This is a genomic window from Pseudomonas caspiana, assembly GCF_002158995.1.
GTDB classification, from domain to species: domain Bacteria; phylum Pseudomonadota; class Gammaproteobacteria; order Pseudomonadales; family Pseudomonadaceae; genus Aquipseudomonas; species Aquipseudomonas caspiana.
This window is the reverse complement of sequence record NZ_LOHF01000029.1, coordinates 18,462-42,822: the sequence shown is the minus strand read 5'-3', so window position 1 is coordinate 42,822 and position 24,361 is coordinate 18,462. Positions and strand designations below refer to the sequence as shown.

At 58.2% G+C, this 24,361-nt stretch carries 19 protein-coding genes; 9 read left to right on the top strand and 10 right to left on the bottom strand.

Annotation, left to right across the window (positions count from 1 at the left end):
* Window positions 1-78: 78 nt before the first annotated feature.
* The gene (locus AUC60_RS24430) at window positions 79-813 is read right to left on the bottom strand and encodes an aspartate/glutamate racemase family protein (RefSeq protein ID WP_087273728.1); all 735 of its coding nucleotides are present in this window, start codon (window positions 811-813) and stop codon (window positions 79-81) included.
* A gap of 19 nt (window positions 814-832) precedes the next feature.
* A complete protein-coding gene (locus AUC60_RS24425) occupies window positions 833-1,543 on the bottom strand; it encodes a GntR family transcriptional regulator (RefSeq protein ID WP_087273726.1) in 711 nt (236 codons plus the stop codon).
* Between the two features lie 301 nt (window positions 1,544-1,844).
* Between AUC60_RS24425 and AUC60_RS24420 the strand changes: the two genes are divergently transcribed.
* The gene (locus AUC60_RS24420; RefSeq protein WP_087273724.1) at window positions 1,845-3,281 is read left to right on the top strand and encodes an NCS1 family nucleobase:cation symporter-1; all 1,437 of its coding nucleotides are present in this window, start codon (window positions 1,845-1,847) and stop codon (window positions 3,279-3,281) included.
* A gap of 179 nt (window positions 3,282-3,460) precedes the next feature.
* Here the strand turns inward: AUC60_RS24420 and AUC60_RS24415 are convergent, their stop codons facing one another.
* Window positions 3,461-4,735 carry a glucarate dehydratase family protein gene (locus tag AUC60_RS24415; protein ID WP_087273722.1) on the bottom strand — a complete coding sequence of 425 codons (1,275 nt, stop codon included), beginning with the start codon at window positions 4,733-4,735 and terminating at the stop codon, window positions 3,461-3,463.
* Window positions 4,732-6,123, bottom strand: coding sequence for an MFS transporter (locus AUC60_RS24410; RefSeq protein WP_087273719.1), 1,392 nt, complete (start codon window positions 6,121-6,123; stop codon window positions 4,732-4,734). Before AUC60_RS24410 ends, AUC60_RS24415 begins: the two co-directional genes overlap by 4 nt.
* A gap of 107 nt (window positions 6,124-6,230) precedes the next feature.
* Here AUC60_RS24410 and AUC60_RS24405 point away from each other — a divergent pair, with 107 nt between their 5' ends.
* On the top strand, window positions 6,231-7,133 hold the full coding sequence (locus AUC60_RS24405; protein WP_087273716.1) for a LysR family transcriptional regulator: 903 nt from the start codon (window positions 6,231-6,233) through the stop codon (window positions 7,131-7,133).
* 103 nt (window positions 7,134-7,236) lie between these two features.
* Here AUC60_RS24405 and AUC60_RS24400 read toward each other — a convergent pair whose 3' ends face one another.
* Window positions 7,237-7,893, bottom strand: a complete 657-nt coding sequence (locus AUC60_RS24400) for an ATPase (protein ID WP_087273714.1) — start codon at window positions 7,891-7,893, stop codon at window positions 7,237-7,239.
* 181 nt (window positions 7,894-8,074) lie between these two features.
* The gene (locus AUC60_RS24395; RefSeq protein ID WP_087273712.1) at window positions 8,075-9,310 is read right to left on the bottom strand and encodes an MFS transporter; all 1,236 of its coding nucleotides are present in this window, start codon (window positions 9,308-9,310) and stop codon (window positions 8,075-8,077) included.
* Window positions 9,311-9,384: 74 nt separating this feature from the next.
* Between AUC60_RS24395 and AUC60_RS24390 the strand changes: the two genes are divergently transcribed.
* A complete protein-coding gene (locus AUC60_RS24390) occupies window positions 9,385-10,068 on the top strand; it encodes an ArsR/SmtB family transcription factor (protein WP_087273710.1) in 684 nt (227 codons plus the stop codon).
* Here AUC60_RS24390 and AUC60_RS24385 read toward each other — a convergent pair.
* Both AUC60_RS24385 and AUC60_RS24380 read right to left on the bottom strand, forming a co-directional pair.
* Window positions 10,065-11,966 (bottom strand): metallophosphoesterase family protein, encoded by a 1,902-nt coding sequence (locus AUC60_RS24385; RefSeq protein ID WP_087273708.1) that lies wholly within the window; start codon window positions 11,964-11,966, stop codon window positions 10,065-10,067. The genes AUC60_RS24390 and AUC60_RS24385 overlap by 4 nt on opposite strands.
* A 183-nt stretch (window positions 11,967-12,149) precedes the next feature.
* Window positions 12,150-13,022 carry a LysR family transcriptional regulator gene (locus AUC60_RS24380; protein WP_087273706.1) on the bottom strand — a complete coding sequence of 291 codons (873 nt, stop codon included), beginning with the start codon at window positions 13,020-13,022 and terminating at the stop codon, window positions 12,150-12,152.
* Between the two features lie 125 nt (window positions 13,023-13,147).
* Here AUC60_RS24380 and AUC60_RS24375 point away from each other — a divergent pair, with 125 nt between their 5' ends.
* Window positions 13,148-14,320 carry a mandelate racemase/muconate lactonizing enzyme family protein gene (locus AUC60_RS24375; protein WP_087273705.1) on the top strand — a complete coding sequence of 391 codons (1,173 nt, stop codon included), beginning with the start codon at window positions 13,148-13,150 and terminating at the stop codon, window positions 14,318-14,320.
* 178 nt (window positions 14,321-14,498) lie between these two features.
* Window positions 14,499-15,830: a C4-dicarboxylate transporter DctA gene (gene dctA / locus AUC60_RS24370; RefSeq protein WP_087273703.1), complete on the top strand. Its 1,332-nt coding sequence runs from the start codon at window positions 14,499-14,501 to the stop codon at window positions 15,828-15,830.
* 173 nt (window positions 15,831-16,003) lie between these two features.
* Here the strand turns inward: dctA and AUC60_RS24365 are convergent, their stop codons facing one another.
* A complete protein-coding gene (locus tag AUC60_RS24365) occupies window positions 16,004-16,747 on the bottom strand; it encodes an SDR family oxidoreductase (protein WP_087273701.1) in 744 nt (247 codons plus the stop codon).
* A gap of 217 nt (window positions 16,748-16,964) precedes the next feature.
* Between AUC60_RS24365 and AUC60_RS24360 the strand changes: the two genes are divergently transcribed.
* From AUC60_RS24360 to AUC60_RS24350, 3 genes are all read left to right on the top strand, one after another.
* Complete coding sequence (locus tag AUC60_RS24360; protein ID WP_087273699.1) at window positions 16,965-17,882, top strand: LysR family transcriptional regulator; 918 nt, start codon at window positions 16,965-16,967, stop codon at window positions 17,880-17,882.
* A 453-nt stretch (window positions 17,883-18,335) separates the two neighbouring features.
* Complete coding sequence (gene katG, locus AUC60_RS24355) at window positions 18,336-20,603, top strand: catalase/peroxidase HPI (RefSeq protein WP_087273697.1); 2,268 nt, start codon at window positions 18,336-18,338, stop codon at window positions 20,601-20,603.
* 72 nt (window positions 20,604-20,675) lie between these two features.
* Window positions 20,676-21,059: an ester cyclase gene (locus AUC60_RS24350; RefSeq protein WP_405623845.1), complete on the top strand. Its 384-nt coding sequence runs from the start codon at window positions 20,676-20,678 to the stop codon at window positions 21,057-21,059.
* Window positions 21,060-21,183: 124 nt separating this feature from the next.
* Here AUC60_RS24350 and AUC60_RS24345 read toward each other — a convergent pair whose 3' ends face one another.
* Complete coding sequence (locus tag AUC60_RS24345) at window positions 21,184-23,562, bottom strand: TonB-dependent siderophore receptor (RefSeq protein WP_087273694.1); 2,379 nt, start codon at window positions 23,560-23,562, stop codon at window positions 21,184-21,186.
* Between the two features lie 366 nt (window positions 23,563-23,928).
* Between AUC60_RS24345 and AUC60_RS24340 the strand changes: the two genes are divergently transcribed.
* Entirely contained in the window at window positions 23,929-24,354 is a 426-nt protein-coding gene (locus AUC60_RS24340) for a hypothetical protein (protein ID WP_087273692.1), read from the top strand.
* The last annotated feature ends 7 nt before the right edge of the window (window positions 24,355-24,361 follow it).

The following is a 24,361-nucleotide window of genomic DNA, read 5'->3' as shown; positions in this document are numbered from 1 at the left end:
TGCCTCGCGGGGCTCGTAAGCTCCTACAGAAAAGCATTGAAATCAGTAACTTGCTTTTTTGATGGGAGGTGGGCCTGGTTAACGGCCGAAATGCGCAAACCGACCGGTAAAGCTTTTGGCCAGCGGAAAGGCCAGATCCCCATGCTTGCTGGTGGCTAACCCCAGTTCGCCAAGCGCCTCGGCGAGTTTCACAGCCGCAGCGACACCATCAACCACCGGCAAACCCATCAATTCACTGACCAACCCCGGCAAGTCCGCCATGCCACCGCAACCGAGAATAATCGCCCCCGCACCTTCGTTATCCCGGGCCTGCATTGCCTGTTCGGCGATGCGTTCTGCCAAGGCTTGCTCACCCATGCTTTCCAGCTCAAGCACCGGCACATCGACGCAACGCACAGACGTGCAATGCTCGGTCATGCCGTAGTTGCGCAACAGATGCTCGGCGATGATTCGGGTGCGGGTCAGCGTGGTGACCACAGCAAAGCGTGTGCAGATCAGGCTGGCGACATGGAAGGCCGCTTCGGCAATGCCGATCACCGGACCGCGCGCCAATTCCCGTGCCGCCAACAGGCCTGGGTCGCCGAAGCAGGCGATGATGTGCGCGTCGTATCCCGCAGCAACGCCTTTGCGGACTTCTTCGAGCACACCGACGGCCGCGATGGCCTCGTCGAAATGGCCCTCGATGGATTCCGGGCCGGCATCCGGGCAGCAGGGGATGATTTCTGTGTCGGGACGTGCCACTGCGCGAGCGGCGCGGCCGATGCTCGCCGTCATGCTCTGGCTGGTGTTGGGATTGATGACCTGGATTTTCATGTAAGGCTCGACTCGCGGATCAACGCTTGAAAATGGTTTTGAAGTCCGGCTCAACCGGCGTCACCTGATCGACCTGCAAGCTGGCGCGGATACTTGCCAGATGCTTGCCCATCCACTGCGCAGCCGAAGCGCCTTTGCCTTCTTCGAGCAGCCCAAGCAGTTCTTCATGGTCGCCACAGTCGCAGCCAACACTGTGCCGCGAACCGTAAACCGCGATGATCAGCGACGAGCGGGTGGTCAACTGGGCAACCTGTTCGGTCAGCACCTGATTGTCGGCAAGCGCGATCAACTGCACGTGAAAGCGCGCAGACAACTGAATAGCTTTGCTGTGCAAGCCTTCGCGCTGGGCCTCGTGCTCCTCATTGACCAGAGTACGCAGCGTCTTCAGTTGCGCGGCATCAATCTGCTCGGCCACGGCAGGCATCAGCGCAGGCTCGATCAACTGGCGCGCGGCGAATACATCCTGGGCTTCTTTAGCGGTCGGTTGAGCGACTTCTGCCCCACGGTTGGTGCGCAACGTCACCAGTCGCTCCAGTGCCAGCCGCTGCAGGACTTTGCGAATACCCGTGCGGCTGATGGCGAACACTTCAGCCAAGGCATCTTCCGGCAAGCGTGTGCCCGGCAACAACCGGTGCTCGACGATGGCTTCAAGAATGTCCTGATAGATCTGTTCATCGCGACTCAGCGTTGAATCGCTCGTGGCAGGGCTGGCGAGGAAGAGAGGATTCATAAGGCCGCTTTAACCGGTAAGTGTGAAGCTGATCGTATACAAACTCTGTGCGGTTTGCCATCACTCACTTGGCGTGCCGAAACCATGATTGTATGCACTGTCAGTGCGCATTTATGCACTTTAATCGAGCATTTGCTGGGGCGTCTGAGATTTTTTCTATCCTGCTGAACGCCTCTAACACCGGCGCTATAAGCCGATTCCAGCAGTTTGGCATGCATCATGCCTTTCAGATCGTATACAAATAACGCCAGCCTCCGTATGCAGTCTCCGGAGCGGCATCGATCAAGGGAGAGTGCGTGCGATGAATCCAGAAATTCCAAAGGGCTACAGCCCTCGCTTGTACAACGAAGATCTTGGCCCGGTTAAGCAAAAGTGGACCTGGTACAACATCTTCGCGTTCTGGATGAGCGACGTGCACAGCGTCGGCGGTTACGTCTTTGCCGCCAGCCTGTTCGCGCTGGGCCTGGCCAGTTGGCAGGTGTTGATCGCGCTGCTCGTCGGGATCTGCATCATTCAGGTCATCGCCAACCTGCTCGCCAAGCCGAGTCAGCAGGCTGCGGTGCCTTATCCGGTGATTTGCCGTCTGGCATTCGGTGTATTCGGCGCAAACATTCCAGCGGTGATTCGCGGCTTGATCGCAGTCGCCTGGTACGGGGTGCAAACCTATCTGGCGTCCAGCGCGCTGGTCATCGTGGTGCTGCGCTTCTTCCCGTCGATGGAAAGTCTCGCTCAGGTGCAATTTGCCGGTCTGTCGTATCTCGGCTGGATGGGCTTTTTGACCTTGTGGGTGCTGCAAGCCATCGTGTTCTGGCGCGGCATGGATTCGATTCGCCGCTTTATCGACTGGGCGGGGCCGGTGGTCTACGCGGTCATGTTCCTGCTGGCGGGCTGGATTGTCTGGAAAGCGGGTTGGAGCAACATCAGCTTTACCCTGTCGGAAAAGTCCCTGAGTGGCTGGGAAGCATTCGGCCAGGTGGTCATGGCAACGGCGTTGGTGGTGTCGTACTTCTCCGGGCCTACCTTGAACTTCGGTGATTTCAGCCGTTATTGCCGGAGCATGGCTGACGTCAAACGCGGAAACTTCTGGGGCTTGCCGGTGAATTTCCTGGCGTTCTCGCTGGTGACGGTCGTGATCGTCTCCGGCACTTTGCCGGTGTTTGGTGAAATGATCCACGATCCAATCGCTACCGTGGCCCGTATCGATAACACCGTTGCCGTTTTGCTGGGTGCGTTTGCCTTCGTGACGGCGACCATCGGCATCAACATCGTGGCCAACTTCGTGTCCCCGGCTTTCGACTTTGCCAACTGCGCTCCGAGCAAAATCAGCTGGCGTGCGGGCGGTATGATCGCGGCAGTGGCCTCGATCTTCATCACCCCGTGGAACCTCTTCAACAACCCTGAAGTGATCCACTACACCCTGGACGTGTTGGCCGCCTTTATTGGCCCGCTGTTCGGCATCTTGCTGGTGGATTTCTACCTGATCAAAAAACAACACATCGATGTGGACGCACTGTTCGACGACACCCCGACTGGCCGCTACTGGTACACCAACGGCTTCAACCCCGTCGCCATCAAAGCATTGCTGGCCGCGACGCTGATCGGTCTGCTGTTCACCTTCGTGCCGTGGTTCAAGCCTATCGTCAATTTTGCCTGGTTTACCGGTTGCTTCCTGGGCGGCGTGTTCTACCTGGTGCTGGCGCGTCGGGATGTGAGAATGGCTGCGCCTGCGTTGGCGTGAGAAGCCGACTTTGTAGGAGCTGCCGAAGGCTGCGAAAGCGATTTATCTGACATACCGCGATTCGCAGCCTTCGGCAGCTCCTACGGGGATCGGAGTCCGGGGATCGGCGTCGATGGCAAAAAAAGCCCGGCACAGGGGGAGTGTCCGGGCTAAAGGTTTGTCTGGTAACTCTGCTTAGATCAGAACCGCGGCTTGACCGCCTTCCATTCCGGCTTGTAGCGTTGCATCTGTTTCACGTCATCGCGCTGGCGGATGCCGCAGGTCAAATACTGGTCATGCAGCTTGCCCAGTTGATCCCGATCCAGCTCCAGCCCAAGTCCGGGTGCGCGGGTGATTTTCACGCAGCCATCGACGATTGGCAGCTTGCCGCCCTTGATCACTTCCTCGTCCGGTTCCTGCCACGGGTAGTGGGTATCGCAGGCGTAATCCAGATTCGGTACTGACGCCGCCACATGCGCCATCGCCATCAGGCTGATGCCCAGGTGCGAGTTGGAGTGCATCGAAACCCCAAGTCCGAAGGTGTCACACATTTTCGCCAGCGCTTGCGTGTCACGCAGGCCGCCCCAGTAATGGTGGTCGGCGAGCACAATCTGCACACTGTTGAGCGCAACGCTGCGGCGGAACTCATCAAAGTCCGTTACCACCATGTTGGTCGCCAGCGGCAAGCCGGTGCGTTTGTGCAGCTCGGACATGCCCTCAAGACCCGGCGTCGGGTCTTCGTAATACTGCAGATCGTCGCCCAGCAACTCGGCCATGCGAATCGACGTTTCCAGCGACCAGTTACCGTTAGGGTCGATACGCAGCGGGTAGCCGGGGAAGGCTTTCTTCAGCGCCTTGATACAGGACACTTCATGCTCCGGCGGCAGGGTGCCAGCCTTGAGTTTGATGCTCTTGAAACCGTACTCCTCGATCATCCGCCGGGCCTGAGCAACGATCTGCTCCTCGTTCAGGGCTTCGCCCCAATTGTCCGGCTTGTAGGGCGAATCCACATGCTGCGCGTACTTGAAGAACAGATAGGCGCTGAACGGAATTTCGTCACGGATCGCGCCGCCCAACAGATCTACCAGTGGCACGTTCAGGTAATGCGCCTGCAAATCCAGAAACGCGACTTCAAAGGCCGAATAAGCATTACTTACCGCTTTGCTGGCGTGGGAGCCGGGGGCCAGTTCGGCACCGGCAATGCTCGCCGGTTTATTGGCCGCCACCGTCGCCTGCACAATGGTGCGCAACTGGTTGAGGTTGAAAGGATCAAGGCCGATCAACTGGTTCTGCAGTTGTTGCTGAATCGCCAGCGCCGGAGCATCGCCGTAGCTTTCGCCCAAACCGATGTAGCCGTTGTCGCTTTCAATTTCGATGATTGAGCGCAGCGCAAAGGGTTCGTGAATGCCGCTGGCGTTGAGCAGGGGCGGATCGCGAAAGGCAATTGGGGTGACGGTTACGCGTTTGATTTTCAAGAGGCTGCTCCCGATGTCAGGGCTTGAGGCTTATTCATGTTTTTTTTCGCGTCGGTGTCGTCAGGCTTGCCGCCGCCGAGCACGCTTGGCGCATCGCCGCGAGGCTTGGTGCGGGCGAAAAAGATCACCACTGCGGCGACGAGTGAAGTAATCGCCAGGCCATACAAACCGCCTTCGATGGAGCCGGTGGTTTGCTCAAGGAAGCCAAACGCGGTGGGCGCGACGAAGCCGCCGAGGTTGCCGATGGAATTGATCAGGGCGATCACTGCCGCAGCAATTCGTGCATCCAGATAACCTTGCGGGATTGGCCAGAACAATGCCGAAGCCGCTTTGAAACCAATCGCGGCAAAGCAGATGGCGACGAACGCGAAGACCGGACCGCCTGTGGTGGACATGAACATGCCGAACGAAGCGATCACCAAGGTCACCGCGACCCACGCCTGCTGGTATTTCCATTTGCTGGCCATGGCCGCAAAGCCATACATGGCGATGATCGAAATGATCCACGGGATCGAGTTGAACAGGCCGACCTGGAAGTCGCCCAGGTTGCCCATCTTCTTGATCATGCTTGGCAGCCAGAAGGTGGCGCCATAAATAGTCAGGGCGATGGAGAAGTAGATGAAGCAGAACAGCGCGATCTGTTTGTCAGCCAGTAGCTTGAACATCGACGGCTTGATGGTCTGCGAGGCTTCGCGTTCACGCTGCTCCTCGGCAATGGCGCCAATCAGCGCATCTTTTTCTTCAGTGGTCAGCCACTTCGCTTCGCTGGGGTGTGATTGCAGCCAGAACCAGACAAAGGCGCAGAGCACTACAGAAGCGAAGCCTTCGATCAGGAACATCCACTGCCAGCCGTGCATGCCCATGCCGCTGATGTGCAGCAGAGCGCCCGAAACCGGTCCGGAGATGACTGACGCGATGGCCGAGCCACTGAGGAAGATCGCCATGGCCTTGCCGCGATCAGCACCTGGCAGCCACTGCGTGAAGTAATAAATGATGCCGGGGAAGAAGCCCGCTTCAGCCGCGCCAAGGATAAAGCGCAGTACGTAGAAGCTGGTTTCGCCTTGCACGAAAGCCATGGCCATTGCTGCCACGCCCCAGGTGAACATGATCCGCGTCAGCCAGGCGCGAGCGCCGTAACGTTGCAGCAGCATGTTGGAAGGCACTTCGAAAATCGCGTAACCAACGAAGAATAGCCCGGCACCCAGACCATAAGCGGCTGCGCCTATGCCCAGATCGGTTTCCAGATGGCTACGGACGAAGCCGATGTTCACCCGGTCAATGTAATTGACGATGAACATGATGACGAACAGGGGCAGGACGTGGCGCTTGACCTTGGCGGCTGCCCGGGCAAGCGCTGAGGCGTCCGTTGGACTATGGACTGTGTTCACTGAGGCGACTCCCGATCATTATTTTTTTGGGGACGAGTCGATCATGGACGCAGTCTTTGTTCCGGTCTAATCTAGATTGGCACTTGATTGATACCTGGAATGAATCAATGTTTGAGCTTGCCCAACTGCGCTGTTTCACCACCGTCGCCACCGAACTCAACTTTCGCCGCGCCGCTGAGCGTCTGAATATGACCCAGCCGCCCTTGAGTCGGCAGATTCAACTGCTGGAACATCATCTGGGCGTGGCGCTGTTTACCCGCAGCACTCGCAGTGTGGCGCTGACGGCGGCGGGGCGGGCGTTTTTCGTGGAAGCGCAGAACCTGTTGGAGCGGGCTCAGCAAGCTGCGGCGTCAGCCAAGCGATTTGCTGAAGGTGATATCGGTTCGGTGACCATCAGCTTTGTCGGCAGTGCGGTGTATGAGTTTCTGCCCAAGGTGATTGCCGAAGCCCGGCTCAAGCAGCCGCAGGTGAAAATCTCGCTGGAAGAAATGAACACCTACCAGCAGCACGAAGCCATGCGGGCGCGACGCATTGATCTGGGGATTGTTCGTTCACCGTTGCTGCAGCCGGGGTTCGCTACCGAGTGCTTGGTGCGCGAGCCGTTTGTGTTGGCGGTGCCCAGCACTCATCGGCTGGCTAGCGCTGAAACGGTGTCAGTGTCGGACCTGGATGCTGAGCCATTCCTGATGTATTCCCACGCGGCTTATCCACCGTTCAACGAGTTGCTGACCGGCATGTTCCGCTCGGCACGGGTGGCGCCGCAGTATGTGCAGTGGCTGGGATCGTCGCTGACCATTCTGGCGCTGGTCAACGCCGGTATGGGCCTGGCACTGGTGCCGCGCTGCGCGGCGAGCGTGGTGTTCAAAGGCGTGACATTTCGCGACATCGATCTGGGTGAGGGCGTGCAAAGCGAACTGCACCTGATCTGGAGGTCGGATAACGATAATCCAGCGTTTGCGATGTTGCTGGATGCGATACGTGGGGCGGTGGCTGATGCCTCGGAGATCTAATGTAGGAGCTGAGCTTGCTCGTGATAAGGCTGGACGCGGTTCACTTTTAGATCACGTCCAGCCTTATCGCGAGCTAGCTCAGCTCCCACAGAAATCCAACACCTCAATTCGCCGCAACCTGTCCCGAAACGACCAGCGCCTTCAGCGACGCATCGAACTGTTTCAGCGCATTCACTTGCAGCACACGTTGCTGATCAATCTGCGCAGCGATTTCTGCGGCAGCCTTGTCATGCACCCACACTGAAGTCATTTCCTTGCCGCCATAACCTTCGGCCTTGCCAATGTACTGCAGGTTGGCGTCATAGAACTTGGCGACAAACCGCGCTTCAACCTGAGTATTACGCTGGGTCACCAGACGGTTGTAGGTGTCGAGCATCACCACCACATCGGGTCTGGCCTGCATCACCGCATCAAGGTTGTCGTACACAGTCACCGAGGCGAATTCTTTTTGCAGCGAACCTTTCAGCCAGTCGATGGCCAGTTTCGGATCGGAACTGTTGACGAACGCCTCACGGATGCGGGGATCAAGGCCGTTATTTTTCGCCCCGTTCAATGCGACCGAATGGTACTGCTCAAGATATTGCAGGGTGCTGACCGTGTTTTCGCTGTACAGCACCCCCACAGATTGAGAGTGTTGCAAGCCGGAATTGCTATCGGCAACCGGCTGGAAATGGCAAGTCGCTTGCTCGGCGGCGAAGGCAGGGGCAAAGGCACCGCCAGTCAATACGGCGACAAGAGTCAGCAGGGTAGAAAATCTCATCGCGTATTCCTCGCAAGCGGTTTCGGTATGTGGCCATCCTCCTCCTTTGCCGAAAAAAGCAGAACTTGCGAATTTTGATGGTGACTATCGATTGAACGAATGATGAGATCCTTGGGTTGAAATGCGTCCTATGTGGGAGCGGGCAAGCCTCGCTCCCACAGGGATAGCATTCCAATTCAAGCTAGTGTGATTGCTTGATCGGCCTGATCTTCCCCGCCAGCAAAACCACTATCGCCAGCCCTTGAATCACTGCCGCCAGGGTAAATATCAACAACCCGCTATTCGCCTCACCACTCAACGACTTCACCACCCCGAAAATCGCCGGAGCAAATGCATAACAGCCTTGCGCCGTCGCAACGATCAGCGCCACCACGCGTTGGGTGTGCTGACGCGGGAACTCCGCTTGAGCAATCAGTGGCGGCAGCGAAGTCGCGTTGCCGATGCCCGCGCCAAACAGGATCACACCCAGCCAGACCAGCCCTGGAGCCTGGCTAACGCCGAGCATTACGATGCAACCCAGCAGTTGAATGCCATAACTCAGGCACGCCACATTGCGTCGGTTTGCATAGGCAGGCATCAGCCAGCCCACTAGCGTTCGTCCAACGATTGCGCTGGCCGTGGCCAACCCCATCGCCAGTCCCGCCTCTTGCTCAGTCAGATGCTGCACGAGCACCAGAAACAAATGCGTAATCAGTCCGATTTGCGCAAACAAGCCCAGCGACATGCCCGCTGCCAGGGTCAAAAATTGCCGATTGCGCCACAGCGAGGTTGAAGGGGCCATCGACGGGCTGATTGCCTCGGCGGGCGGCTGCTCAGCACCGTCGGGATGTTGCCCCACATGTTCCGGGCGCATGGCGAAGACCTTGAACGACAGCAGGGCAATAACGCTGATCGAAAAGCCACCGACCCACAGCGCGGCCTGACCAAAGCCCAACTGGCTGATCAGGTAAACCCACGCCGATGAAAAAATCACCCCGCCGATACTTGCGCCGTTGTAAGCCATGGCCAACGCGGCGGGGCGCTTGCTGACAAACCACGGAGCGATAGCGGCATTTACCGCCGCCGCGCCCATGGTCACCCAGCCCAAACCACTGAGCAGCGCCGCGATGAATAGTTGATAAGGCTGAGCTGCCACCGCCCAGCCGTATACGCCAATCGCCAGGACGGTTGCGCCCGATACGGTGACGCGTGCCAGGCCAAAACGCTTATAGAGACGCGGCAGGTTGACGATCACCAGCGTGCCCGCCAGAAAGTGCAACGTCACTGCCGCCGAGCACAGTGACACCGACCAGTCGGTGCGTTGCAACACGGCATAGAGAAAAATCGGTGGTCCGTAGAAACCAATACCCCAGCCAAACACAGCCATTACAAACGTGGCAGCGACGACTTTGCTGCCAAAGAAACCCGGTTGCATCATGACTCAATCCCTAAATGTGCTGTGAACCTCAGTATGATGAGCGGTCAAAACGATGCTTCAGGGATGGCTGAACTATGGATGTCGAATGCGCAGAGGTTTCGCTCGCTGAAGTGGCGGGCGCCATTGCTGACCCGGCTCGCTCGCGCATGCTGTGCAGCTTGCTCGATGGCCGGGCGCGCACCGCCACCGAATTGGCCGCGGTTGCCGACGTGACCGCCTCCATGGCCAGCAATCATTTTTCGCGCCTGCGTGAGCACGGGTTGGTCGAGCAACTGGTGCAGGGTCGCCATCGCTATTACCGCTTGGCCAATAGCCGGGTGGCGCGAGCCCTGGAGTCGTTGCTGTCGATCACTGGCCAACCTGCAACACCGTTCCAGCCCAGCACGCCCGCAGCTCTCAGACATGCCCGAACCTGTTACGACCACTGCGCAGGCGAGGTCGCAGTCAAGCTTCACGATGTTCTGCTGCAAGCCGACTGGATTGAGGCGCAGGGCCGGGATTACACCCTGACTGAAAAAGGCGTTGAGCGACTGGTGAAACTGGGCGTCGATGTTGATGCGATGCGTGGTCAGCGCAGACGGCTGGCTTATCCGTGCATGGATTGGAGTGAGCGCTCGCCGCACATCGGCGGCGCACTGGGTGCCGCCATTCTGGAGCTAATGCTCAAGCGCGGTTGGGTGACTCGCCAGCTCGATTCCAGGGCCTTGAACGTCACGAGCAAAGGTCGTGACGCCCTGAACAAAGCCTTCGACGGCTAAGCGTTAGCGTCTGGCTCGATAAACCGTGTCGGCTCACGACCGTTGGCGTTGAGCTGATAAATCTCGGTTGGCCGGCCCTCGTCATCGAAGAAAACCTGCCCCACGCCCGCCGAATTCCACAGCCGCTCCCCGGCTTTGCTGTGCTCCGGGATACGCGGGACTACGCGCATCAGGCGTCGTTTGGTAAACCAGTTCAGTGGTGAGCGAGGCGAATACAGCCAACGGTTCAGACGGTCAAACCAGTCCAGCAGGCTTTGCGGGAATTCATTCTTCAAGCCGCTGCTGGTGACCTGCCAGATATGCGGATTAGCGGTGCGATGGCGAATCAGGATTTTGTAAACGAACGAGTAATGCACGTCCCCCGACAGGATCACGTAATTGCCCGGCGTTCGCGAGTGACGAAAGATATTCAGAATGACCTGCGCGGCGCCCCGATGCGCCATCCAGTTCTCGGCGTCGACCAGCAGCGGGTGCCCACACCAACTGAAAATCTTCTGCACAGTTTCAATCAGCTTCACGCCGAACACTGGCGCGGGTGACACGATGATCGCCGAAGGGTGATCGAGCAAATCCTGTTGCAGCTCGCTCAGCGCTTCCCAATCCAGCAGACCGGAAGGCTGATGCAGGTTGAATTCGCTGCGCCAGCGCCGGGTGCGGGTGTCGAGCACTACCAATGCAGGGGAGGTGGGCAGCACGTAATGCCATTGCTGAAACTTCAGTAACCGGGTGATCAGCGTATCCAGGGCTTCGCTTTGCAGATAACCGTTTGCATCAGGTGCTTGGTTGACCAGTTGCTGTGTCTGCTCCAGCAAACCAGGGAAGGCATCCGGATTGTTGCCCCAGCCCTGACACAACAAATAGGCCAGCAACGCGTTGCCGATGATGCGCTTGGAAAACGGGTGGCCGTAGGCGGTTTCTTCCCACTTGGCCGAGAGGTTCCAGTCGTCCGTTACGTCGTGATCGTCGAAAATCATCAGGCAGGATAGATGCGCGAAAACCCGTGAAACGCCACCCAAACCGTCGACAAAAGCGTCGATACGCTGCTGTTCCTGTTCATAGCGAGGTTGTTCACCGGCTTCGAAAACAGGAGGTGTCGGGTCGATCAGCGTCCACGGCACCGGTGACCAGACCAGCAGGTACATGGCAATCACTTCAGAGAACGTCACCAGATGGTTATCGGCGGTGCTGCTGGTGAAAATCGGCTTGCGCGCGCCACCGAAGAACCGTTCGCGCAGGGTATCGTTGCTCTTCAATGCCGGTAACAGGTCGGCGCGGTTGTAGTAGCTGGCCGGATGGTTGTAGAGCTCGGCGCTGTCGCTGATCACGGCTCCGTCCAGGTGCTCATGGAACAGACCCAGGCGTTCAATCAATGCATGAATAGCGCGCAGCATCGGCCCGGCCACATCGTCGGCGTAAACCTGATCGCCGCTCATCATCAACAGCGCCGGGCGATGCTCGGCATCCGGATTGGCAGCGATTAGCCGGTCGGCGCACAGCAGGCCTTCATCTGAAGCGTGATGGGGTTTGCGGCAAGAGCCGTGGAGCAATTGTTCGATGGTGCTGCGCAGCACGAAGTCCGGCAGGGATCGGTCGGCATACAGCAAATGCGGCGCCCATTCGGCGATGCCTTGCTGGCCGTCGATCAACAAGTCGTAGGCAATGGCGACATCGCAGGGCAGGGCATCATCCAGCGGCAAGTCGATCAGGTGAATGAAGGCATTGCGACCTACTGCAACGACCTGGCATTGCTGTTCATTCAGCGGGTAGTCATGGCCCGGAAGGCGAAGGGTCAACGTCAACGGTCGCGAACCCACCAGCCACATCACCAGACGCTGAGGCTCAAGGCGACGCAACAGAGGGCCAGCAAGAACGGCGGGAAGGGAATCAGTTGAAGACATCCGGCAAATGCACCCAGGCAACAAAGAGCCGTCGATAGTACCTCAGTTGATCAGGATCTGAGACGCGGCAATGAACTGACGTGGGACCGGCTTTAGCCGGGAAGAGGCCAGTACAGCCGATACATTTGTGTTGTCAGGAATGCCGCCTTCACGGCTAAAGCCGGTCCCACGTCGCTGCTGGTTCTACCCCAACCCATTCCAGAACGCCTCGGCGAAATCACTCAGCGGCGTACGGGCGCGGAACAGGCGGATTTCCACCGGGATGTCCCAGGTTTCTTCCAGCGCTCGCACCAGGCGGTTCTGGCCCATTTCAGACTCCGCTAATGTGCGCGGCAGCCAGGCCATGCCTTTGCCTTCCTGCACCATCGACAGCAGCACCGCCGCCAGGTGGGAACTGAACAGGGTTTGCAGTGGTTGCTCGGGTTGCGAGCGATTGAGCCGCCAATTGATGATTCTGCCCAGCCCGGAATCTGCGGTGTAACCCAGATAGTCCAGCGGGTCGTTGGACTCCACGCTGCGCTGCCCCGGCGCGCACAACGGCAGCAACACATCGAGGCCCACCGCTTTACCCAGAAACTGCTCGCTGGCAAATCGTGGCGGCACGTCCGGGTGATGGTGACAAAGCAGGAATTGCACCTCGCCGTTCAGCAGCATTTGTTCGCAAGAACGCATGTTGTCCGAATGCAGGCGCACGCCTTCGATCGGTGCTTCGCGTTCGATGCTCCTGATCCAGCCGGGAAAAAACGTGAACGACAGCGAATGAGTCGCCGCGAAGTACAGCGTCCGCAATTGTTTGCCCGCCAGCTCGCGAGCGTCCAGACGCATCTGATGCAGGCGTCGCGTCATGTCCTGCGCGTTGCCGAGCATCTGTCGGCCGACATCGGTGAGCGTCGCGCCATGGGTGGTGCGTTCAAACAACTCAACGCCCATCCAGTTTTCCAGCGACTTGATCCGGCGGCTGAACGCCGGTTGGGTGACATGGCGTGAGTCGGCCGCACGAGAGAAGTTTTCCAGTTCCGCCAGTGCGACGAAGTCTTCCAGCCAAGCGAGTTCCATGGGCAATGCCACCTGTGCATGAGGTGCTCGATTATAAGCATTGGCTGCGCCTGGGCCGCTAGCCCTAGAGTTCTCTGGCAGCCAGCTGATAGCAGCGGCCACCTAATAATCAGAGAGGACTTTCCATGCGCATCGTGGACATTCGCGAGAAAACCGTTTCTATCGCATCGCCTATTGCCAACGCCTATATCGACTTTTCGAAAATGACCTGCTCGGTCGTCGCCGTGATTACTGACGTGATTCGCGATGGCAAGCCAGTGATCGGTTATGGCTTCAACTCCAACGGGCGTTATGGCCAGGGCGCGCTGATGCGGGACCGGTTTCTGGCGCGTATCACCGAAGCGGACCCAGACAGCCTGATCGACCACGAGCGCAATAACCTCGACCCGTTCGCCATCTGGAAAACCCTGATGACCAACGAAAAACCAGGCGGCCACGGCGAGCGTTCAGTGGCAGTCGGCACCATCGACATGGCGGTGTGGGACGCCGTTGCGAAGATTGAAGGCAAGCCGCTGTATCGTGTGTTGGCTGATCGTTATCGCAACGGCGTCGCCGATGACAAAGTCTGGGTCTACGCGGCAGGCGGTTACTACTATCCCGGCAAGGACCAGACCAAGCTCAAGGCCGAAATGCAGAGCTATCTGGACCGCGGCTACGACGTAGTGAAGATGAAAATCGGTGCTGTACCGCTGGATGAAGATATCCGCCGTATCGAGGCCGTGCTGGAAGTGGTGGGCGATGGCCGTCGTTTGGCTGTGGACGCCAACGGCCGCTTCGATCTGAAAACCTCGATTGCCTACGCCGAGGCCATCAAACCGTACAACCTGTTCTGGTACGAAGAGGCGGGCGATCCGCTGGACTACGCGCTTCAGGCTGAACTGGCCAATCACTATGACCTGCCCATGGCGACCGGTGAAAACCTGTTCTCCCACCAGGACGCCCGCAACCTGCTGCGCCACGGAGGCATGCGCCCTGATCGCGACTTCGTACAGTTCGACTGCGCGCTGTCCTACGGTCTGGTGGAATACCTGCGCACTCTGGACGTGATGAAAGAGCTGGGCTGGTCATCGCGCCGCGTTGTCCCGCATGGCGGCCACCAGATGTCGCTGAACCTCGCGGCAGGCCTGCATCTGGGCGGTAACGAGTCCTATCCCGACGTGTTCCAGCCATTCGGTGGTTTCGCCGATGGCATCAAAGTCGAGAACAGCTACGTCGGTTTGCCGGACATTCCGGGCGTCGGTTTCGAAGCCAAGTCTGCGCTGTATGCCGTGATGCGTGAGCTGGGTGAGGGGGCCTGATACAGCAAGTTGATCTGAGTCTCTGTGCCGACGTGGGACCGGCTTTAGCCGGGAAGACTTCTGTACATCCGATGCATTTTTTGCGTCAGGAAAGCAGTCTTCCCGGCTAAAGCCGGTCCCACGAAAGCAGCGCAATGGCGCGTCAAATTCCTCATACAACAACAAGATCGAGGTTCTCATGAGCGACACACCTACACGCTGGTACGGCCAGCTGTATGTCCAGGTACTGATAGGCATCGTCATTGGCGGTGCCATCGGTTTCTTCCTTCCTGACATCGGTGCAAAGCTGCAACCCCTCGCCGATGGCTTTATCAAACTGATCAAAATGCTGCTGGCGCCGATCATCTTCGGCACCGTTGTAGTCGGCATTGCCAAAATGGGCAGCATCAAGGAAGTCGGTCGTATTGGCGGCAAGGCGCTGATCTACTTCGAAGTGTTATCGACGCTGGCGCTGGTCATCGGCCTTGTCGTGGTCAACGTGCTCAAGCCTGGCGTTGGCATGAACATCGACGTCAACACCCTTAACGCCAGCGCGGTCAATGGTTACACCCAGGCGGCGGCAGCACAGGGCGGAGTGATCGAGTTCTTCCTCGGCATCATTCCCACGACGCTGTTCGACGCCTTCGCCAAAGGCGCAATGTTGCAGGTGATTCTGGTCTCGGTATTGATGGGCGTTGCGCTAGTGCAGTTGGGTGAAACCGGCAAGCCACTGGTCAACGTCATCGACCTGTTGCTGCAGACGCTGTTTCGCATCGTCGCGATGGTCATGAAGCTCGCCCCGATCGGCGCGGGTGCTGGTATGGCGTTTACCATCGGCAAGTACGGCATCGGTACATTGATGTCGTTGGGGCAGTTGATCATCGCGCTGTATGTCACGACCCTGTTCTTCATTGTGGTGGTGCTGGGCAGCGTGGCGCGCTGGTCGGGCTTGCCGCTGCTGCAATTCCTTCGCTACTTCAAGGACGAAATTCTCGTCACCCTCGGGACCTGCTCCACCGAAGCGGTTTTGCCACGGATGATGGTCAAGCTGGAGAAACTGGGCTGCAAAAAATCGGTGGTGGGCATGGTCTTGCCGACCGGCTACACCTTCAACTCCGACGGCACCTGCATTTACCTGACCATGGCCGCGATCTTTGTGGCGCAGGCGACCAATACGCCGCTGACCCTGATGGATCAACTGGTGGTACTGGGCGTATTGCTGCTGACCTCGAAAGGTTCGGCGGGTGTTGCAGGCGCGGGGTTTGTCACCCTGGCAGCAACGCTGTCGGTGATCGGTGATATTCCGCTGGTGGGCCTGGTCTTGCTGCTGGGTGTCGACCGTTTCCTTAACGAAGCGCGGGCCGTAACCAACCTGATCGGAAACGGCATCGGCACCATCGCGATTGCCAAATGGGACGGCTCATTCGACCAGGCACAGGCCGCCCGTGAAATCGCCGCGATGAAGGAACAGAGTTCGCTCAGGAAGGGGGCTGGTAAAGCGGCGGGGGAGCCGTTGGACAAGCTGGTTTGATCATGAGTTGAAATGCATTTTCTGTAGGAGCGCGCTTGCCCGCGATCACGTCAGAACAGGCGATGTATTCATCGGCTGACAGACCGAATCGCGGGCAAGCGCGTTTCTACAGGCCCCTGTTTGCTGCGCGACAGCGCAGCGTCTGGACGACAGGGACGGTTTGCAGTCTCTAATCAGAAATCCTGCGTCGTAGGGCGCAGCACGATTTCGTTAATGTCCACGTCTGCCGGTTGCTCAATGGCGAAGGCAATGGCGCGGGCTACCGAGCTGGCAGGGATGGCTTGTTTGTAGAACTCGCCTACTGCTTCAGAACTGGCCTGGTGCGAGCTGCCCAGTTTCAATTCCGAGTCCACTGCACCTGGCTCGATGGTGGTGGTGCGAATGCTGCCGCCGACTTCATGACGAAGCCCTTCGGAAATGGCTCGTACAGCAAACTTGGTGCCGCTGTACACGGTGCCGCCCGGGCTGAAGACTTTGATGCCCGCCACCGAAGCGATGTTGATGAAGTGACCACTGTTTTGCTGCTGGAAGACCGGCAAAGTGGCGGCGATGCCATAGAGCAGGCCTTTGATGTTGATGTCGATCATGCGATCCCATTCATCGGTCTTGCCTTCCGACATTGGCGCAATGGCCATGGCACCGGCGTTGTTGATCAGCACGTCGATACGGCCAAAGGTGTCCAGCGCGCCTTTGATCAACGCATCCACTTCTTCTTTACGGGTTACGTCAGTCTGATAGGCAACCGCGTTGCCGCCTGCTGCGGTGATTTCGTTGACCAGAGTGTCCAGGTTCGCTTTGCGACGAGCACCCAGTACAACCTTCGCCCCCAAGCCGCCGAGATGACGGGCAGTGGCTTCACCCAGGCCGCTGCTGGCACCGGTGATGACGACCACTTTACCTTCGATGTTATTGCTCATGATCTGAATACCCTTAAGTTGGTTTCGAGATGGATAACTGCTTTCGAACTCAATTGTGGTCGTGTTCTTCCTATCGATAAATGGAAGAGATAGGATTTAGGAATTCCAGAAAATGGAATAAATAGGTAGCTGGCACAGGGACTGCGCGCTCCCTCGCTCCCACAGGATATTCGTTTGCTGTTCTATTTCTGGATGTCAAACAAGGAGTAATCACCCCATGCTCAACCGCGTCGAAATGCTGAGAATTTTCTGTGCTGCAGCCGAATCGGACACCTTCCGCGAAGCCGCAAGCCGTCTGGGCACTTCGCCGCAGAGCGTGACGCGGGCCATCAAAGAACTGGAAAATACCCTCGGCGAAATGCTTTTTCACCGCAGTACCCGGCAGATCCATATCACGGCGTTCGGCGAGGACCTGGCACGACAGGCCCGGGAAACCCTGAGCGGCTTCGACCAGTTGTTCACCCGCCACACCGACATTGAGGAAAACGGCCTGGCCGGACGCGTGGGCATCACCGCTCCTTATGCCATCGGCCGATTGTTCCTGCTGGAATTCCTGAAACCCTTGATGAGCCAGCACCCTGAGTTGCGCATCGATTTGCGCTTTGATGATGAGATAACCGATGCGGTAGAGGCTCAAGTCGATATTGGTATTCGGGTCGGCTACATCCGGGACCGGCGTTACATTGCCCGGGCTGCGGGCACTGTTCCCTTTCATGTAGTGGCTGCGCCGCAACTGGTGGCGGAAACCGGGCTGCCATCGACGCTGGACGAACTCCAGCAGCGCCCGCTATCCGTGCTGATTGATCGCAAGAGCGGAAGGCCGTGGCCCTGGGTATTCGCCGATGGCCAGACGTTCATGCCGCAGTCGGCGGCTTTTTCCTGCGACGATCCCGAAGCCGAGCTGGAAATCGTTCTGGCCGGGCTGACTTACGCCCAAATTCCCCGCTATCTGGCGGAGCCTCATTTGCGAGAGGGCAAGCTGGTTGAGGTGGTGCCGCAGATCGCACCACCGCCATGGGAGCTTTTCATCTATCGCCCACAGCGCGGACCCGTAGCCCCGCGCGTTCGTCTGATTTACGACCATCTGCTGGCAAGTTTCTCCGACCCGCTGCGTTTTCCTCAGGGTGCGGGCTAAGGCGATTCTGCGCATGGCTCTTGGGAGCGAGGCTTGCCCGCGAATCATGCGCCGCGGAGTATCAGGTAAACCTCGTCTGGGCTCTTTGCGGGCAAGTCGGAATGCCGCTTACTCGCTCCAACAGGTTGTTTTCTTCCGCGCAACCGCGTGTTTCTCTGAGCCTGAATAGGCAATCCCCCACAAAAAAGCTCATACCTTCAAGTTTTGTCTATCGATTGACAGAGTATGTCTATCGACACACAAGACTTAGCTTATTAGCTCTCTGCTCAAACGCCGTCTAGGCTTGTTCTGGCGCTGGCGAGCCGCTGGCCGTTTCTTTAGAGTTTCCGCGTGGCAACAGCTATCTGCAGATCCAGAGCTGGCCATGCATGTTGTGCCGTGATGAACCACATCGCTGCTCGAGGTCTGGACCCGGCCCGGCAGCGCATGAACTCGACCAAAGGTAAATAAAACATGTCGACTGAATCGAAATGCCCCTTTAATCACGCAGCTGCGGGTGGCGGTACTACCAACCGCGACTGGTGGCCGAACCAACTCAATCTGAAGATCCTGCATCAGCATTCGTCCTTGTCCGACCCGATGGGCGAAAACTTTGACTACGCCGCTGCCTTCAAAAGCCTCGATCTGGAAGCTGTAAAGCAGGACCTGCGCGCGCTGATGACTGACTCGCAGGACTGGTGGCCAGCCGACTTTGGTCACTATGGTCCGCTGTTCATCCGCATGGCCTGGCACAGCGCCGGGACCTATCGCACCGCTGACGGTCGTGGTGGCGCGGGTGCCGGTCAACAACGTTTTGCGCCGCTCAACAGCTGGCCAGATAACGTCAGCCTCGACAAAGCGCGTCGTCTGATCTGGCCGATCAAGCAGAAGTACGGCCGCAAGATTTCCTGGGCCGACTTGATCATCCTCACCGGCAACGTCGCCCTGGAAACCATGGGTTTCAAACCGTTTGGGTTCTCCGGCGGGCGGGCTGATGTCTGGGAGCCGGAAGAAGCCGTTTATTGGGGTTCCGAGAAAACCTGGCTGGGTGGCGATACGCGCTACGGTAAGGAAGCGCAGCCCGAAGGCGAGGGCGTGCTGGTGGCCGATGCAGGCAAGCACGGCACCGAAGAAAGCCGTAATGACGCGCCGGGTCGCGATCTGGAAAATCCATTGGCCGCCGTGCAAATGGGGCTGATCTACGTGAACCCTGAAGGCCCTGAAGGCAACCCGGACCCAGTAGCTTCGGCGAAAGACATCCGCGAAACCTTCGGCCGCATGGCCATGAACGACGAAGAAACCGTGGCCCTGATTGCTGGCGGTCATGCTTTCGGTAAAACCCACGGTGCTGGCCCGGCGGACAACGTTGGCGCAGAACCCGAAGCGGCAGATATCGAGCAACAAGGTCTGGGCTGGAAAAGCACTTTCGGCACCGGTAAAGGTGGCGACACCATCACCAGCGGCCTGGAAGTGACGTGGACCACCACGCCGACTCAGTGGAGCAACAACTACCTGGAAAACCTGTTCGGTTTCGAGTGGGAACTGTTCAAAAGCCCGGCGGGTGCTCACCAGTGGCGTCCAAAAGACGGCGCAGGCGCCGGTCTGATTCCCGACGCTCACGATCCGTCCAAACGCCACACGCCGACCATGTTGACCTCCGACCTGGCCCTGCGCTTTGACCCGGCTTACGAAGTGATTTCCCGTCGCTTCCTCGCCAATCCGGACCAGTTGACCGACGCGTTCGCCCGCGCCTGGTTCAAGCTGACTCACCGCGACATGGGCCCGCTGTCCCGTTATCTCGGCCCGGAAACGCCAGCCGAAGAATTGCTGTGGCAAGACCCGATTCCAGACGTTGATCACGCCTTGGTCGATGAGAACGACGTGGCTGCATTGAAGGCAAAAGTCCTGGCATCGGGTCTGTCGGTTTCGCAACTGGTCTCTACTGCGTGGGCGGCAGCTTCCAGCTTCCGGGGCTCCGACAAACGCGGCGGTGCCAACGGCGGGCGTCTGCGTCTCGCTCCACAGAAATTCTGGCAAGCCAACCAGCCGGAGCAACTGGCGCATGTGCTGGCGAAACTGGAAAGTATCCAGAGCGAGTTCAACAGCGCACAAACAGGCGGCAAGAAAATCTCCCTCGCTGACCTGATCGTGCTGGCCGGTTCTGCTGGCGTTGAGCAAGCGGCGAAAAACGCCGGTCATGCGATCACCGTGCCGTTCGCGCCGGGCCGTACCGACGCCTCGCAAGAGCAGACGGATGTCGAGTCGTTCGGGTTCCTGGAGCCGGTCGCTGATGGTTTCCGTAACTTCCAGAAGGGCCGTTTTGGCTCCTCGGCTGAAGCGCTGCTGGTCGACAAGGCACAACTGCTGAACCTGACCGCGCCGGAAATGACCGTGCTGGTGGGCGGCCTGCGGGTGTTGAACACCAACGTCGGTCAAACCCGACATGGCGTGTTCACTCAGCGTCCGGAAACCCTGACCAACGACTTCTTCGTCAACCTGCTGGACATGAGCACCGAGTGGCGCGCCGTATCGGAGGCCAAAGACGAGTTCGAAGGTCGCGATCGCAAGACCGGTGCCGTCAAATGGACTGGTACTCGCGTCGATCTGGTCTTCGGCTCCCACGCCCAGTTGCGTGCGCTGGCCGAGGTGTATGCCGCGGGTGATGCGCAGGAGAAGTTCGTCAGCGATTTCGTCGCGGCCTGGACCAAAGTGATGAACCTTGATCGCTTCGACCTTGCCTGATGTAAACGCTTGAACCAAAAAGCCCCGGTCTGAGCCATCAGATCGGGGCTTTTTTATTGCCGGAGGTATTTGATGAGCAGCGACCTGCGTGACGTCTACCGAGGTTACATCGCCTGTCTGAATCAGCAGGACTGGGCTGCGCTGGGGCAGTTTGTTGATGAGGATGTGCGTTACAACGACACGCGCGTAGGCCTGAGTGGCTACCGCGAAATGCTCGAACGAGACTACCGGCAGATTCCGGACCTGCAGTTCCACATTCGCTTTTTGATCGCCGACCCCGAACACATCGCCGCCCGGCTCGATTTCAACTGCACCCCGATTGGGGAGTTCATGGGCCTGCCGGTCAATGGCCGGAAAGTGCAGTTCAGCGAGAACGTGTTCTACCGGTTTCGCGAGGGGAGGATTATGGAGGTGTGGTCAGTTATTGATAAGGCAGCAGTTGAAGCGCAGCTTTGACTGCAAGCGCGCTCCAACAGAAGAGGCATTTATCGGTAGGAGCGAACTTGTTCGCGAGAAGTTGTGCCTGACACACTGTCTCGCCAACAAGTTGCCTCCTACCGGAATGTGTTGCCTGTCTGAATCAGAGGGTCCACTTCAACGAGAACATCACGTTACGTGGGTCGCCATAGACGCCGCTGCCCGAGCCGGTAGGAATACCCTGCCAGTATTTGGTATCAAATATGTTGTTGAAGTTGACGCGGCCATCCCAGTGTTCGTCGAACTTGTAGCCTGCCATCAGGCCTACGACCGAGTAAGCATCCTGAGTGGCGTGGCCGTTACCGACACGGTTGAACGTATCGCTTTGGGCAAGAATGTCTGCACCGACACGCCACTTGTTGAGGTCACCCTCCAGGTTATAGCTGGTGGCGGCTTTGAACAGTTGCTTGGGCTGATCGGCACCAAACCGCTTGCCCTCGTTGCTTGCATCTTTGACGTACTGGCTTAGCAGGTAGGTGTAGGCTGCGGAGAGTTGCCAGTTAGGAGTGATCGCGCCGCTGATCTCGGTGTCGATACCGCGGCTACGAACTTCGCCCGCTGTGTCGTAGCAACTGGATGCCGGGAAGGACGGGCAGTTCGCGAGACTCTGGTTTGGAATCAGATAGGCGCGGTTTTCCTGAGTCATGTCGAACAACGCCACCGATGCGTTCAGTGCACCATCGAAGTATTCGCCTTTCAGACCAATTTCATAGCTTTCACCTGTCATCGGTTTCAATGCGGAGCCAGAAGCATTCTGTTCACTTTGCGGCTTGAAGATTTCGGTATAGCTGGCGTACACCGAGTAGGTATCGTTCAGGTCGTAGATAACACCCGCGTACGGTGTAACTTCCTGAGTGACCTTATAGTCGCCAGTGCCGCTCTGATTGTCGTAGTCATACCAGCTCAACCGGCTACCGATGATCACGTGCAGCGGATCAATCGGGTTGAAGCGAGCGACGGCATAAGCTGCGTTCTCGGTGGCTACGTTTTTGCTTGCATACGGGGTTCGGGTATCAGCTGAGGGTTTAGGTACAGTGCCCGGGGTGATGGCGAATGGATCAACTGCATAGTTGGCCCAGAAGCCGCCACGCTGATCGAATTTTTCCTGGCGATGGCTGACGCCAAAGCTCAGATCATGCTCGCGCCCAAATAACTGGAACGGGCCAGAAAGAGACGCGTCCAGATTGTTTTGCGTGTCTTTGGTGTCGTATTGGCCAGCGCCCTGTTCATAACCGACGCCCGGGTCCGGGAAAGGGAACGCGATGTAGTTGGAGAAGGTATCGGATTTGGCCCAGATCTTGGACGCTGCCAGTTTGCCGTTCCAGCCGTTGTCAAAGCGATGCGTCAGGTCAGTGAACACACTGACGTTGTCGCGATTCCAGTAGGCCCAGTCGCCACTCAGGAACGTCGAGCGCGAAAACCCAAGATTTTCGCCGTTACGGCCGGATGGCAGGCTGCCCCAATCTGAAGTTGCGTCGTCTTTTTGTTTGGAGGCTCCGATGGTCCATGTAGTCGACTCGTTCAAGTCGGCTTCAAGGATGCCGTAGAAAGTCTGGCGCTGTTTGTTGCGCTCGTCGACGAAGCTCTTGTCGTCTTGATAGGCAGCCACTACTCGTCCACGGACAGTGCCGGATTCGTTGAGCTTGTTGGAGGCGTCAACTTCTGTGCGATAGCGGTCCCAACTGCCGGCGCTGGTTGTAATACTCACTTGCGGCGTCGCTGTTGGGCGTTTGCGTACCAGATTCAGGGTTGCCGACGGGCTACCAGAACCCGTCATCAGACCGGTCGCGCCGCGCACTACTTCCACTCGGTCGTACAGGGCCAGATCCGCTTCTGCCAGTGTGTCCTGAGTGAAGGTACTGAGGATGGTTGGCAACCCGTCGTACATCAGGTTATCAATCGTAAAACCACGAGCCAGAAACTGCTGACGGTCCTGACCAAATTTGCGCAGCGTCACACCCGGTGCATATTTAACGACGTCGTTCACATCGTTCATGCCCTGGTCGTCCATGCGCTGGCGCGTCACAACGCTGACCGACTGCGGCGTTTCACGAATCGACAACGGCAACTTGGTCGCGGTGTTCATCGAGCCGGTGGTGTAAGAGTTAGTCCCTTCAGTCGTTGCTACGCCTGCAAGGCCGTAATCAGCATTGATGTTCACGCCGTCCAGAGCAACCACGCCTTGAGTCGGCTGGGTCACTCGTGCCGAATTGCCTTGCACACTCGCTGTCAGTCCGCTGCCTTCCAGCAGGCGTTGCAGCGCCTGAGCGGGTTCCAGGTCGCCGCGCACTGTGGGGGCCTGCTTGCCAGCCACCTGTTGCGGATCGAATGTCACCGTCATGCCGCTAGCTTGACCCAATTGGGTCAGCGAAGCCGCCAATGGTTGAGCTGGAAGGTCCAGGCGGACCGGGGCAGCGAAAGCAGTGGCGGACATGCCAAGCGCCAGGGCGATGGTCAAGGCTGATAGGGCGGGACGGGACATTCTGTGATCCTGACATTGGGCCAAATAATTAAGCGCACGAGACCGCCTGGCAGGATGTTTTGACACAAATGTTCAAGACACTGCCGGACTACGTAAAACGCAAGGTGACGCGATCCTAGCAAGGTGTGAATACGACAGCAAATACAAATCGTTATCAGTCGTGAACTTTTTTGTGAAGATGTGCTCATACGCCATGGCGAATTTGCAGGCCGACTATCTTGAAGGGCCGGCTTTCGCCGGGAGGACGTCGGCACGTCGATGCATTTCGTCGTCAGGCATTGCGCGCCCCCGACTAAAGTCGGTCCTTCGAGCCTGCATTGACCCGCGTCCTGTCTTACCCCCGGCTGAAATGCTAAATTAGCCGCCATGAATTTCTTCCGAACCCATCGCTCGCCCATTGCCTGGATGCTGTACGCCTTCATCCTGTTCAATGGACTCGCGTGCGCCATGAGTCATGGCCAGATGATGGGGGCGTTTTCCGGGGAGCCCGCAGCGGCGCCTTCCCACCATGAGCATCACGGCACCGCGTCCATGAGTGACGCGCACCACGAGATGTCGATGGACATGTCGATGCCGATGGACGGCGCCAGCAAAACCATGGCGACGCCGGGCAGCATGCAATCGTTGTTTGGCGATTGTTCCTTTGCCGGGACGCTGACCCTGGCGATGATTTTTTTCGTCGCCCTGAGCTGGCTGATTCGTACTCGCAGCCCTCGTTTTATCTTCCCTTCGCTCTGGCCGGGCCGTACCTCTCGCCAGTGTTTCCCCGGGCTCAACCCGCAGGCTCCCTGACGGCACC

Bases quoted from the DNA above. Each gene is read 5' to 3' on its own strand.
- AUC60_RS24340 (WP_087273692.1), top strand. From the start codon at position 23,929: ATGAATTTCTTCCGAACCCATCGCTCGCCCATTGCCTGGATGCTGTAC.
- AUC60_RS24385 (WP_087273708.1), bottom strand. From the start codon at position 11,966: ATGTCTTCAACTGATTCCCTTCCCGCCGTTCTTGCTGGCCCTCTGTTG.
- AUC60_RS24350 (WP_405623845.1), top strand. From the start codon at position 20,676: ATGAGCAGCGACCTGCGTGACGTCTACCGAGGTTACATCGCCTGTCTG.
- AUC60_RS24360 (WP_087273699.1), top strand. From the start codon at position 16,965: ATGCTCAACCGCGTCGAAATGCTGAGAATTTTCTGTGCTGCAGCCGAA.
- AUC60_RS24380 (WP_087273706.1), bottom strand. From the start codon at position 13,022: ATGGAACTCGCTTGGCTGGAAGACTTCGTCGCACTGGCGGAACTGGAA.
- AUC60_RS24345 (WP_087273694.1), bottom strand. From the start codon at position 23,562: ATGTCCCGTCCCGCCCTATCAGCCTTGACCATCGCCCTGGCGCTTGGC.
- AUC60_RS24365 (WP_087273701.1), bottom strand. From the start codon at position 16,747: ATGAGCAATAACATCGAAGGTAAAGTGGTCGTCATCACCGGTGCCAGC.
- AUC60_RS24425 (WP_087273726.1), bottom strand. From the start codon at position 1,543: ATGAATCCTCTCTTCCTCGCCAGCCCTGCCACGAGCGATTCAACGCTG.
- AUC60_RS24395 (WP_087273712.1), bottom strand. From the start codon at position 9,310: ATGATGCAACCGGGTTTCTTTGGCAGCAAAGTCGTCGCTGCCACGTTT.
- AUC60_RS24420 (WP_087273724.1), top strand. From the start codon at position 1,845: ATGAATCCAGAAATTCCAAAGGGCTACAGCCCTCGCTTGTACAACGAA.
- AUC60_RS24390 (WP_087273710.1), top strand. From the start codon at position 9,385: ATGGATGTCGAATGCGCAGAGGTTTCGCTCGCTGAAGTGGCGGGCGCC.
- AUC60_RS24375 (WP_087273705.1), top strand. From the start codon at position 13,148: ATGCGCATCGTGGACATTCGCGAGAAAACCGTTTCTATCGCATCGCCT.
- AUC60_RS24405 (WP_087273716.1), top strand. From the start codon at position 6,231: ATGTTTGAGCTTGCCCAACTGCGCTGTTTCACCACCGTCGCCACCGAA.
- dctA (WP_087273703.1), top strand. From the start codon at position 14,499: ATGAGCGACACACCTACACGCTGGTACGGCCAGCTGTATGTCCAGGTA.
- AUC60_RS24430 (WP_087273728.1), bottom strand. From the start codon at position 813: ATGAAAATCCAGGTCATCAATCCCAACACCAGCCAGAGCATGACGGCG.
- katG (WP_087273697.1), top strand. From the start codon at position 18,336: ATGTCGACTGAATCGAAATGCCCCTTTAATCACGCAGCTGCGGGTGGC.
- AUC60_RS24400 (WP_087273714.1), bottom strand. From the start codon at position 7,893: ATGAGATTTTCTACCCTGCTGACTCTTGTCGCCGTATTGACTGGCGGT.